The organism is Halomonas sp. 707D4, from assembly GCF_024158685.1.
Taxonomy (GTDB): domain Bacteria; phylum Pseudomonadota; class Gammaproteobacteria; order Pseudomonadales; family Halomonadaceae; genus Vreelandella.
The window spans coordinates 1-9,775 of sequence record NZ_JAMZBD010000074.1 but is presented as its reverse complement, the minus strand read 5'-3'; the positions used below and the strand labels follow the sequence as shown (position 1 = coordinate 9,775).

13 protein-coding genes are annotated in these 9,775 nt (G+C 63.5%); 4 read left to right on the top strand and 9 right to left on the bottom strand.

What is annotated here, in order from left to right; all coding sequences use genetic code 11:
* The 9 genes from BIS11_RS05135 to flgB all read right to left on the bottom strand — a co-directional run.
* Positions 1-623 (bottom strand): rod-binding protein (locus BIS11_RS05135; RefSeq protein WP_253585788.1); only part of this gene is annotated, 623 nt, incomplete at its 3' end.
* Positions 623-1,714 carry a flagellar basal body P-ring protein FlgI gene (locus tag BIS11_RS05130; RefSeq protein ID WP_253424336.1) on the bottom strand — a complete coding sequence of 364 codons (1,092 nt, stop codon included), beginning with the start codon at positions 1,712-1,714 and terminating at the stop codon, positions 623-625. The genes BIS11_RS05135 and BIS11_RS05130, both read right to left, overlap by 1 nt.
* Positions 1,715-1,777: 63 nt before the next feature.
* Positions 1,778-2,464, bottom strand: coding sequence for a flagellar basal body L-ring protein FlgH (locus tag BIS11_RS05125; protein ID WP_253424333.1), 687 nt, complete (start codon positions 2,462-2,464; stop codon positions 1,778-1,780).
* Between the two features lie 35 nt (positions 2,465-2,499).
* A complete protein-coding gene (gene flgG, locus BIS11_RS05120) occupies positions 2,500-3,282 on the bottom strand; it encodes a flagellar basal-body rod protein FlgG (protein WP_253424330.1) in 783 nt (260 codons plus the stop codon).
* Between the two features lie 30 nt (positions 3,283-3,312).
* Entirely contained in the window at positions 3,313-4,071 is a 759-nt protein-coding gene (locus tag BIS11_RS05115; RefSeq protein ID WP_253424327.1) for a flagellar basal body rod protein FlgF, read from the bottom strand.
* A 29-nt stretch (positions 4,072-4,100) separates the two neighbouring features.
* Positions 4,101-5,477: a flagellar hook protein FlgE gene (gene flgE / locus BIS11_RS05110; RefSeq protein WP_253424324.1), complete on the bottom strand. Its 1,377-nt coding sequence runs from the start codon at positions 5,475-5,477 to the stop codon at positions 4,101-4,103.
* A gap of 33 nt (positions 5,478-5,510) precedes the next feature.
* On the bottom strand, positions 5,511-6,200 hold the full coding sequence (locus tag BIS11_RS05105) for a flagellar hook assembly protein FlgD (protein ID WP_253424321.1): 690 nt from the start codon (positions 6,198-6,200) through the stop codon (positions 5,511-5,513).
* 2 nt (positions 6,201-6,202) lie between these two features.
* Positions 6,203-6,613, bottom strand: a complete 411-nt coding sequence (gene flgC, locus BIS11_RS05100) for a flagellar basal body rod protein FlgC (protein ID WP_253424318.1) — start codon at positions 6,611-6,613, stop codon at positions 6,203-6,205.
* Between the two features lie 24 nt (positions 6,614-6,637).
* The gene (gene flgB, locus BIS11_RS05095) at positions 6,638-7,060 is read right to left on the bottom strand and encodes a flagellar basal body rod protein FlgB (RefSeq protein WP_253424315.1); all 423 of its coding nucleotides are present in this window, start codon (positions 7,058-7,060) and stop codon (positions 6,638-6,640) included.
* Positions 7,061-7,245: 185 nt separating this feature from the next.
* On the opposite strand from flgB, the gene flgA reads away from it, so the two are divergent.
* From flgA to BIS11_RS05075, 4 genes are all read left to right on the top strand, one after another.
* Positions 7,246-7,959: a flagellar basal body P-ring formation chaperone FlgA gene (gene flgA, locus BIS11_RS05090; protein WP_253585787.1), complete on the top strand. Its 714-nt coding sequence runs from the start codon at positions 7,246-7,248 to the stop codon at positions 7,957-7,959.
* A 100-nt stretch (positions 7,960-8,059) separates the two neighbouring features.
* On the top strand, positions 8,060-8,323 hold the full coding sequence (gene flgM, locus BIS11_RS05085; protein WP_253424310.1) for a flagellar biosynthesis anti-sigma factor FlgM: 264 nt from the start codon (positions 8,060-8,062) through the stop codon (positions 8,321-8,323).
* Between the two features lie 7 nt (positions 8,324-8,330).
* Positions 8,331-8,780 (top strand): flagella synthesis protein FlgN, encoded by a 450-nt coding sequence (locus BIS11_RS05080; RefSeq protein WP_253424307.1) that lies wholly within the window; start codon positions 8,331-8,333, stop codon positions 8,778-8,780.
* 99 nt (positions 8,781-8,879) lie between these two features.
* Entirely contained in the window at positions 8,880-9,620 is a 741-nt protein-coding gene (locus BIS11_RS05075; protein ID WP_253424304.1) for an SDR family NAD(P)-dependent oxidoreductase, read from the top strand.
* The last annotated feature ends 155 nt before the right edge of the window (positions 9,621-9,775 follow it).

Below are 9,775 nucleotides of genomic sequence, written 5' to 3'. Positions count from 1 at the left end.
GCGAGGATCAGCTCGGCGGGGACGCCGCTGGCTTGGCTTGCCGCCTGGGCCGGCTGGGCCAGCGTAGCCATGAACCGCTTCACATGATCCGGCGCGTTCGGGTTGATGACCGGCGCGGCCATCGTGGCAGCGCTCTCCTGCTCGACGCCGGTGACGACCCTGGACTCGCGGATCGCCTCGAGCTCGCGCAGGAAGCGCCCGCCTCGAGGCTCGGCCGCGCCAGGCGGCTGGAGCGGGTCGTCCAGCACCCGCGGGGTGCCGCGGGGGATGCCGGCAATCAACGCCTGGAGTTCCTCATCGCCCTGCGCCGCACCCTTTATCGCACCCTGGCGCTGTAGCTGCTCGACGAGCACGTCGGCAAGGCCGACGCCTTTACCGGCGATCACCTGGGACCACTGCTGGTCGAGCATCTGCTGGTAGGTGTCGCCGGCGCTGCTGTTCATCAGGTTCGACGAGGGAATCGCCTCGCGCATGCTCTTCATCATCATCTGCACGAACAGCGCCTCGAACTGCTGGGCAGCCTCCCGCGCCCCGCCTTCCGGGTCGACGCGGGCGTTATGCTGCATGCGCTGGAAGCCGCTCATATCAAAAGCGAACTGGCTGCTCATGTCGGTCATGCTCATCAGATCACCTCGAGCTCGGCGCGCAGCGACCCGGACGCCTTGAGCGCCTCGAGAATCGACATCAGGTCCTGGGGCGTGGCGCCTAGGGCGTTGAGCGCGTTGACGACGTCACTGAGCTGTGCACCCTCGACGATCTGCAGGAAGGCTTCGCGCTGGTTGATGTCGATATCGGCATCCGGCACGACCACGGTCTGCCCCTGGCCCAGCGGGGCCGGCTGGCTGACACCGAACTGACTGTCGATGACGATCGACAGGTTGCCGTGGGCGACGGCCGCCTGGCGCAGCGTGACGGCGCTGTTCATCACCACGGAGCCTGTGCGCGAGTTGAGCACCACCCGGGCCGGGGCCTCCATGGGCGTGACCTGGACGTTCTCGACCCGGGCCATGAAGTTGACCCGTGAATTGGCATCCATCGGGCCGTCGAGGGCGATCACGCCGCCGTTGCGCGCATAGGCGACGGACTGGCCGAACTCGCCGTTGATCGCGCTGACCATGCGCTGGGCGGTGCCGAAGTCTGGGGTGTTCAGCTGAAGCTCCAGCAGGCCGCCGTTACCGCCCAGGTTGAGCGCCACTTCGCGTTCCACCAGCGCTCCACCGGGGATACGCCCGGCCGCCTGCTGGTTGATCTGTACGCTGCTGCCGCCGGCCTGGGCCCCGGCGCCGCCGACCAGCATGTTGCCCTGGGCGATGGCGTAGGTGTCGCCGTCGGCGCCCTTGAGCGGGGTCATCAAGAGCGTGCCGCCGCGCAGGCTTCTGGCGTTGGCGATGGAGGAGACGACGATGTCCAGGCGCTGGCCCGGCCGCGCGAACGGCGGCAGGTCCGCCGTCACCATCACGGCGGCGACGTTGCGCAGTTGCAGGTTGGTGCCCGGCGGCACGCTCACGCCGAGCTGGGAGAGCATGTTGGTCAGGCTCTGGCTGGTGAACGGTGCCTGGGTGGTCTGGTCACCGGTATTGTCGAGCCCCACCACCAGGCCATAGCCGACCAGCTGGTTGTCGCGCACGCCGGCGAAGCTTGCGAGCTCGCGTACCCGTTCGGCGAAGGCGCCCTGGGCCACCAGGCCCAGGGCGACGAGAGCGACGAGCTGCATCGCGCGTCGCCTCATCGCTTTGACGTTCCAGATTGAAGCCATGCGGTGTCTCATCCCAAGCGCCTAGAACGGCGACACGTTGAGGAAGAAGCGCTGCAGCCATCCCATGTGCTGCGCCTCGTTGATGTAGCCATCACCCACGTACTCGATGCGCGCATCGGCGACCTGGTTCGACGGCACGGTGTTGGCCGCCGTGACCGTCTGCGGGTTGACCACGCCGGAGAAGCGGATGAACTCGGTGCCCTGGTTGATGGCGATCTGCTTCTCGCCGCGCACCCGCAGGTAGCCGTTGTTGAGCACTTCCAGCACCGACACGGTGATGGTCCCGGTCATGGTGTTGTTGGCCTGGGTGCTGCCGCTGCCGGCGAAGATGTTGCTGCCCGCCACGTCGAACCCGTAATCCTCGAGAAAGTCGATGATCTCGGGAATCTGGGCGATATCGAGCGAGGCCGAACCGCTGCGGTTGGCGCTCGACTGCGAATTCTGGCTGGCGCTCACCTGCTCGTTGAGCACGATGGTCAGGATGTCACCGATAGCCCGGGGCCGGCGATCCTCGAACAGCGGGTGATAGCCGCGCCGGGCCTGGTAGATGGAGCCGTTGGCCACCGCCGGCGGCCGGTCGATGATATTGATCTGCTCCTGCTCGCCGACCACCGAGGCGCGCGGAATCTGCGCGCAGCCGGCGGCCAGCAGGATGAAAAGCAGTGCCGCCAGCTGCGTCAGGCGGCGAAAGAGGACGTGGTTGGACATCGTGCGACCTGTAGGGAAGAGCCGGGGGCTAGGCGTCAAAGCTGGCTGAGCCGCGCCAGCATCTCGTCGCTGGTGGAGACCGCCCGGCTGTTGATCTCGTAGGCGCGCTGGGTCTGGATCATGTTGACCATCTCCTCCACCACGTTGACGTTGGAGGTTTCCACGTAGCCCTGGAAGAGGCGGCCGGCCCCGTTGTTGCCCGGGATATCCTGGTTCGGCGCACCGGAGGCACCGGTCTCGAGATACAGGTTGCCACCGACGCTTTCAAGGCCAGCGGGATTGATGAAGGACGTGACGGTGATCTGACCCACGTCGGTATCCTGGGCAACGCCGGGCTGGCGGACGCTGACCGTGCCATCCTCGCCGATCGCGACGGAGAGCGCGGTGGGCGGCAGGAAGATGGCCGGCTCCAGCGGGTAGCCGTTCGCCGTGACCATCTGGCCATTTTCGTTGAGCTGGAAGCTGCCATCACGGGTGTAGCCGACGGTGCCGTCGGGTAACAGCACCTGAAAGAACCCGCGGCCATCGATGGCCAGGTCCCGGGAGTTTCCGGTCTCCTCGAGGCTGCCCTGGGTGTGCAGGCGCTCGGTGGCCACGGCGCGTACGCCGCTTCCCACCTGCATGCCGGACGGCAGCCGATCCTGGATGTTGTTCTGGGCGCCGGGCTGGCGCATGTTCTGGTAGAGCAGATCCTCGAACACCGGGCGCGAGCGCTTGAAGCCGTTGGTGCTGACGTTGGCCAGGTTGTTGGAGATGACGTCGAGCTTGGTCTGCTGCGACTCGAGCCCCGTCTTTGCCGTCCATAACGACTTGATCATGGTAGGTGTCCTTTAATCGGGCGGCTGGGGTCAGCCCTGGAGTGAAAGCATGCTGTTGGCGCGCTGGGCGTTTTCGTCGGCATTGCTGATCACGCGCATCTGCATGTCGTAGCGGCGCTGCACGTCGATCATCGAGACCATGGCGTCGATGGCGCTGACGTTGCTGCCCTCGAGTGCACCGCTGACCAGCCGCGCCGCTTCGTTGGCGGGCAGCACGCCGGGCTCGCCGGCGTCGTTCAGCGGCGCGCGGAACAGGCCATCGTCGCCGCGCGTAAGCGTCGGCTCGTCCGGGGTGACCAGCTTGATGCGCCCGACGTCCACCAGCGCGTTGGGGCCTTCGCCCTGAGGAATCGCGCTGATGGTGCCATCGGCACCGATGGAGATCTCGGCACCCTGGGGAAGCGCGATCGGACCGCCCTCGCCCATCACCGGCCGGCCCAGGTTCAGGAGTACCCCGTCGCTGTCGAGCTGCAGATCGCCGCGCCGGGTATAGGCCTCGGTGCCGTCCTCCGCGAGTACCGCAAGCCAGGCGCCATCCTGCATGGCGACATCGAGCGTGCGCCCGGTGAAATCGACCGGCCCCTGGGAAAAATCGCTTCCCGGCGTGGTCGCCACTGCCGAGACGCGGGTATCGAGTGGGCCCGCGCCCTGCACGGGGACCGAACGCGCCGCCTGCAGCTGGGCGCGAAACCCCGCCGTCGAGACGTTGGAGAGGTTCTGGCTCACCACCGACTGCTGGTCCATGGCGTTCTTGGCACCGCTCATGGCGGTATACAGCATTCTATCCACGCGCTACTTCCTCCCGGTGGCGCCGCTCATCACAGGTTGATGATGGTCTGCAGGAGCTCGTCCTGAGTACTGATGGAGGTCGAGTTCGCCTGGTAGGCACGCTGGGCAACAATGGTGTCCACGAGCTGCTTGGCCAGATCGACGTTGGAGTTCTCCAGCACCCCGGACTCGATCGTGCCGAAAACGCCCGCCCCGGCGGTGCCGATGATGCCGATGCCCGAGGCGTTGGTTTCACGCCAGGCATTGTCACCGATAGCCTGCAGGCCTTCGTTGTTGGCAAAGCTCGCCAGCACGATCTGGCCGGCATCGCGGCGCTCTTCGTTGGTGTAGGTACGAATCACGCGGCCATCACGAGTGACCTCGAGCCCCGCCAGGCTGCCCGAGGTATAGCCATCCTGGGTCAGGGTGTTCTGGATCGAGGTGTTGTTGAACTGCGTGGTACCCTCAAGATCCAGGTCGAACGAGACCGGAGCGGCGCCACCGCCTGGGTTGAAGCCGATAGTGGCAAGGCTGGCACCGTTTCCGAAGGCACCACCGACCGCTGTTCCATTGACAGGCCTTATGGCAACCACTTCGCTATTCGCATTACGCGGTAGTTGGCCACCCGTTGTGAAATCAACTGCAAACGCATTGTTGCCGTAGTTGGTGACCGCGCCCATATTGGCACCGCCGTTGGGGCCGTCAGCGCGTGCAAAGCCATCGATCACACCATCGACCGCTACCTGCGCTATCCACTGGTTGTCGGCGTTTTTCAGGAAATAGGTAGACACGGTGTGGCTGTTGCCCAACGAGTCATACACCGTATAGCTGTTCGAGTAGTGGTAGTTGACGTCCATCTCGTCACCATTACCACCTACAATCCTGGCCGACTGCACTGGCGTATTGGCATCTGCCTGGCCGATCACCGTACTGGCGTTCAAGTTGTAGGTCGCGGAGACATTCACGGTCGCTTTTGCAGGAATATCATCGGCAGGAATCTGCAGCGCCTGGGGGGCACCGCCCGCGACAACCGGTGAGAAGGGATCATCGGGATCCGACAGCCCATAGCCGGTCAGCCGGTGGCCGGAGGAGTTGACGATATACCCCTGGTTATCCTGGCTGAATTGACCGTTACGGGTATAGGCGGTTTCGCCACTGGTCAGTTGAACGCGGTAAAAGCCTTCACCGGCAACGGCCAGATCGAGGGTGCGCCCGGAGGATTCGAGATCACCGGCAGTGAAGTCCTGGCGAACGCTGGAAATCTTGACACCCAGGCCCACCTGGCTGTTGGCGCCGGCGAAGACATCGGCAAAGATGGCACTCGAGCTCTTGAAGCCAACGGTCTGAGAGTTGGCGATGTTGTTGCCCAGAATCTTCAGGTTCTGAGCCTGGGCGTTGAGACCGCTCAGTGCTTGTGAAAAACTCATTTCGTTCTCCTGGAAGCTTTCAGTACTGCTGAATCAAAGAATCTGCTTGACGTCGTTCAGGCTGACTTGGCCGTAGATCGCTCCCAGGTCAAGCCTTACATCGTTGCCACTGTTGGGCGTTACACTGTTGACGATCGCATAGTTCAGCGGGGCGGCCTCGATCGTATCACCCTCGCCGTCGGTCGCCGTCAACTGCACGGTGTAGCGGTTGCTTGCGACGACCTCTCCCTGATCATTTCTACCATCCCACTGGAAGGACTGGACGCCGGACTCGACCGCTCCCAGATCGTAGCGCCGGATGACCTCTCCGCCCTGGCCGGTAATCGTTGCCTGTACATTGGCGGCGGGCCTGGCAAGTTCGATACCAAACGGCGTGGAGTAAGGGTTACCGTCACCATCCTGCTCCAGCATGATCTGCCGACCGGGGACCATGACTCCCTGTCCGATCAGGCTGCTCGCCTGAAGCGCCTTGCTGGCTTCCATCTGACTGGTAATGCTCTGGAGCGTGGTGTTGAGCTGCTCGATGCCGCTGACGGTATTGATCTGGGCCAGTTGCGACGTCATCTCCGCGTTGTCCATCGGATTGAGCGGATCCTGGTTCTGCAGCTGGGTGATCAGCATCGTCATGAAGCTGTTGCGCAGCGCCTCGGACTGCTTCGGCTGCAACTGAGCACCGCTGGTACCGTTGATGGCATTCACTACATTGGGATCGAAGGTGTTCATGCTTAGCCCTCACCGAGCGATAGCGTCTGGATCATCATCTGTTTGGTGGTGTTGAAGACTTCCACGTTGGCCTGGTAGGAGCGCGACGCGGAGATCATGTTGACCATCTCGTGTACCGGCTCGACGTTGGGCTTGGCCACGTAGCCGTTTTCGTCCGCCGCCGGGTGGCTCGGCAGGTACTCGAGGCGCAGGGGGGAGTCGTCCTCCACCACCTCGGTGACGCGCACGCCGCCAACGCCGTAGCGGTTGTTCTGCGCCTGGGTCTGGAACATCACCTGCTTGGCGCGGTAGGTCTCGCCATCGGGGCCGGCGATACTGTCGGCATTGGCCATGTTGCTGGCGGTCACGTTCATCCGCTGGGCCTGGGCGCTGAGTGCGGAGCCCGCGATATCAAAGGCTGAAAACATCGACATGAGTTACTGAATCTCCTCGCCGGGTTATTCCGGCTGCATCGCGTTCTTGAGCCCTTGAATGCGGCTGTTCATGATCGTCAGCGCCGCCTGGTAGCGAACGGCGTTGTCGGCGAACTGGCTGCGCTCGCGGTCCATGTCCACCGTGTTGCCATCGAGGCTCGGCTGGTCGGGAATGCGGTAGAACAGGTCCGTCTGGGCGCCTTGCCAGGCCGGGCCTTGTGCGGCGATATGGTGCTCGGACGTCCGCGACAGCGCGACGCCGCCTTGCTGGGACGACTCACCGGCCTTGACCGCCTTTTGCAGCTCGCTGGCGAAGTCGATGTCGCGCGCCTTGTAGTTCGGCGTGTCGGCATTGGCGATATTGGCCGCCAGCACTTCGTGGCGCGCCTGGCGAAGGCCAAGCGCACGCTGATGGATATTGAACGCTGAATCGAGATGATCGAACATGCCGTCCCCCGCAGGCTGAGAGGCAAAGATAATTCGGAAATTTCTGAGGGTGCATGATAGGCAAGTGTCCCTGCGCCTAAAGCATGGAACAAATGCCTTTTCACCCAGCATTTCGCATGATGCCCGGGGGTCTTTTGCATTAGACTCCTGCCCACTGCCCCCTCTCTTTCGATCGAGCGACCGCCATGCTTGCCCCCTCTCTTCGCGCGTCCCGCTGCCTGCCGTTTCACTTGCGCTGCCTGCTGGTGATCGCACTGGGCCTGGCTGCGACCCAGGCGCGGGGCGATGACCCTTCGCTGATCGAAGCGGTTCAGGGCTTTCTCTACCAGCAGGCACAGCCGCTGGGCCAGGAAGTGATGATCGACGTCTCGCCCCCCTCCGCCCACCTGCCGGCCTGTATCGCGCCGGAGCCCTTCTTCCCCAATGCCCAACAGGCACCGATCGGCCGGGTATCCGTGGGTGTTCGCTGCGGCGAGGGGCGCCGCCAGGTACGCTACCTGCAGGCCCAGGTGGACGTCGTCGGAAGCTACGTGGTCGCCGCCCGGGACATTCCTCGCGGGGCGCTGATCACCCAGGCGATGCTCACTCAGCGCGAGGGCAATCTTGGCGATCTGACGGCCAACGCCTTGACCGACGAAGATGCTATCATTGGCAAGGTGGCACAGCGCCCGCTGCGACAAGGAGAGGTCTTCCAAGCACACACGCTTCAGGTGCCCGATGTGGTGGAACGCGGCCAGCGCGTGACGGTCACAGCGCAGGGGCCTGGGTTTCGCGTCTCCCGTGAGGGCGAGGCGCTCGAAAGCGGCGCTCAGGGCGCACGCATCCGAGTACGTTTCGACACGCGTGAACTGGTGACCGCGCGCGTGACCGGCGACGGCACCCTGGTCGTGGATTTTTGACCCGCTGCCTAAAGTTCAGGGCGGTGATGCCGATACTCTTCTTAACGGCAAAGAGCCAGGGCGTTCATGACGCTGCAACGTTGACGACGAGGCCTACAACGTGAAAATCGACAATCATAATCCGCTGCCGCGCACCCATTCGACGCAGCAGCGTGAAGAGACCCAGAAGGTCGGCGGCGCACAGTCGTCACCGGAAGGCAATACCACGCGCGAGTCGACCCGCCTGAGCCAGATGCACATGGACGATTCTCAGGACATCGACATGGCGCGCGTCGAGGAGATTCGCGATGCCATCCGTGACGGGCGTCTCGAGATTCGCGCCGACCGTATTGCCGACAGCCTGATTGCTCAACTGCAAGAGTGACCCTGCCATGAGCCTGTCCCGCCTGCTTTCCGATCAACACCAGCGCCTCGACGAGCTCGTTGATCTGCTCTCGCGCGAACAGGCGCAGTTGACCAAAGGCGAGATCGATGGCGAGGAGCTCGCCCGCATCGCAGAAGCCAAGCAGACGCTTCTGCAGGCGCTCGAGCGCATGGAAACACTGCGCCGTTCGACGCAGCGGCGACTGGGCTATACCGACGATGCCGACGGCGCCCGTGAGGCGGCCAGGGAGGCGAACTGCCAAGCCAGCTGGGTGTCGCTTCTCGACAAGAGCGAGCGCGCCGCGCGCATGAATGCGCTGACGGGCCAGATGCTGTCGGTACGCATGAAGCACAATCAGGACATGCTGAGCTATATCCAGCAGATTGCCGAAAAGACGCTTTACCAACCCAACGGGCGCAACAAGGCGCAATCCAGCCGCCTCAATACCTCCGCCTGACCGTTGTCCGTTTTTTCGGGTAACGTTTCACCTCTGTCAATACACCGAATCTGCTAGACCCACTATGCTTACTCCTGTTCTTTCGACAGGAGGTGCTGCATGCTGGATCATCTACCCGACGGTTTTACCGCGCTGGTCACCGGTGCTGGCGGCGGCATCGGCAGTGCCATGGTGGAGGCACTGCTGGACTCGCCTCGCGTGGGCCAGCTACTGGTCGTCAGTCGTACCGAAAGGTTCCACGACGACGAGCGCGTCACTCCCCTCAAAGTGGACATCACTACCAAGGAAGGCATCGATGCCGTTGCGCGCGTCCTCCAGGGTCGTCCCCTCCATCTACTGTTCAACGCTGTCGGCACCCTGCACGATCATGAGCAGGGCGTAGCGCCGGAAAAGCGCCTGGAACAGTTCGACGTCAGCGCTTTTACCCGGGTCATGCATGTCAACGCGGCCACGCCGTTACGGCTACTGACGGCACTGAACGGCTCGCTAAAGGGCTCCCATCCCTGTATCGTCGCCAGCCTCTCCGCGCGGGTCGGGTCGATCGGTGACAACGGTTTCGGCGGCTGGTACAGCTACCGGGCGAGCAAGGCCGCTCACAACATGCTGATGAAGACCGCTGCCATCGAACTCGCTCGCCTCAACGAGCAAATGATCGTCCTGTGCCTTCACCCCGGCACCACCGATACCGCGCTTTCGCAACCCTTCCAAGCACGCGTTCCAAAGGACAAGCTCTTCACGCCGGCATTCGTCGCCGGGCGCTTGCTGACCGTGATCGACCAGCGACGCCCCGAGGACACCGGCAGCTTCTGGGACTGGGCGGGAGAGCCCATCGAGTGGTGATGCGTCATTGCCTTCGAATCCAGAATGCCAGGCACGAAAAAAATCCCCCGCCTCATAGAGACGGGGGATTTTTCGAATAGGTGCCTGACGATGACCTACTCTCGCATGGGGAGGCCCCACACTACCATCGGCGCGTTGCGGTTTCACTTCCGAGT

Coding starts and splice junctions, on each gene's coding strand:
- BIS11_RS05130 (WP_253424336.1), bottom strand. CDS start 1,714: ATGCAGCTCGTCGCTCTCGTCGCCCTGGGCCTGGTGGCCCAGGGCGCC.
- BIS11_RS05125 (WP_253424333.1), bottom strand. CDS start 2,464: ATGTCCAACCACGTCCTCTTTCGCCGCCTGACGCAGCTGGCGGCACTG.
- flgG (WP_253424330.1), bottom strand. CDS start 3,282: ATGATCAAGTCGTTATGGACGGCAAAGACGGGGCTCGAGTCGCAGCAG.
- flgE (WP_253424324.1), bottom strand. CDS start 5,477: ATGAGTTTTTCACAAGCACTGAGCGGTCTCAACGCCCAGGCTCAGAAC.
- BIS11_RS05105 (WP_253424321.1), bottom strand. CDS start 6,200: ATGAACACCTTCGATCCCAATGTAGTGAATGCCATCAACGGTACCAGC.
- flgC (WP_253424318.1), bottom strand. CDS start 6,613: ATGTCGATGTTTTCAGCCTTTGATATCGCGGGCTCCGCACTCAGCGCC.
- flgB (WP_253424315.1), bottom strand. CDS start 7,060: ATGTTCGATCATCTCGATTCAGCGTTCAATATCCATCAGCGTGCGCTT.
- flgA (WP_253585787.1), top strand. CDS start 7,246: ATGCTTGCCCCCTCTCTTCGCGCGTCCCGCTGCCTGCCGTTTCACTTG.
- BIS11_RS05080 (WP_253424307.1), top strand. CDS start 8,331: ATGAGCCTGTCCCGCCTGCTTTCCGATCAACACCAGCGCCTCGACGAG.
- BIS11_RS05075 (WP_253424304.1), top strand. CDS start 8,880: ATGCTGGATCATCTACCCGACGGTTTTACCGCGCTGGTCACCGGTGCT.